Genomic DNA, 852 nt, shown 5'->3' on the forward strand with positions numbered 1-852 from the left:
GCTGCTTCCACCACGCAAGAGGACAGGTCGGCCGTCGAAATGGACCAAACGCCAGCTCATCGATGGGATCGGCTGGCGGGTGCGGACCGGTGCGCCCTGGCGGGACGTGCCGGAGTACTACGGCTCCTGGCACGCGGTCTTTGCGCTGTTTCGCCGTTGGCAGCGCGCCGGCATCTGGGCAGGTGTCCTGGCCGGACTGCAGACGCGGGCGGATGCGGCCGGGTTGATCGGCTGGGAGGTGAACGTGGATTCCACGATCGTGCGGGCTCACCAGCACGCCGCCGGTGCCCGCCGCCGCGGTGATCTGCAGCGCGAGCCACCCGCAGGTGCGGGCACCGAGCCCGCTGATCACGCCCTGGGCCGCTCCCGCGGGGGGTTGTCGACCAAAGTGCATCTGGCCTGTGAGCAGGGCCAGCGGCCGTTGTCGCTGGTGGTGACGGCGGGGCAGCGCGGGGACGCCCCGCAGTTCGAGGCGGTGATGGCCCAGATCAGGGTCGCCCGGCCAGGACGGGGCCGTCCCCGCACCCGCCCGGATCGGGTCCGGGCCGATAAGGCCTACTCGTCGCGGGCGATCCGCGCTCACCTGCGCGGCCGTGGTATCGCCTGCACCATTCCAGAGCCGGCCGACCAGTCCGGTCACCGGAAGCGGCGGGGCAGCCGCGGCGGCCGCCCCCGGCCTTCGACCCGGTCGACTACCGCGGCCGCCACGCCGTCGAGTGCGGCATCAACCGTCTCAAGCGGCACCGGGCCGTGGCCACCAGATACGACAAGCTCTGTGTCCGTTACCAGGCCGTCCTTGAGATCACTGCCATCAACGAATGGCTCCACCTACTTCGGCACACGGCCTAGTGC

1 protein-coding gene is annotated in these 852 nt (G+C 71.2%); it reads left to right on the top strand.

Going from position 1 to position 852, the window contains the following annotated elements:
• Nucleotide 1: 1 nt before the first annotated feature.
• A protein-coding gene (locus ETD83_RS42045; RefSeq protein ID WP_407921571.1) for an IS5 family transposase occupies nucleotides 2-849 on the top strand; the annotation gives its coding sequence in 2 pieces (ribosomal slippage) (nucleotides 2-668 and nucleotides 668-849; 849 coding nt in all).
• Nucleotides 850-852 lie beyond the last annotated feature (3 nt).

The sequence above is a fragment of the Actinomadura soli genome, from assembly GCF_005889715.1.
GTDB classification, from domain to species: Bacteria; Actinomycetota; Actinomycetes; order Streptosporangiales; family Streptosporangiaceae; genus Spirillospora; species Spirillospora soli.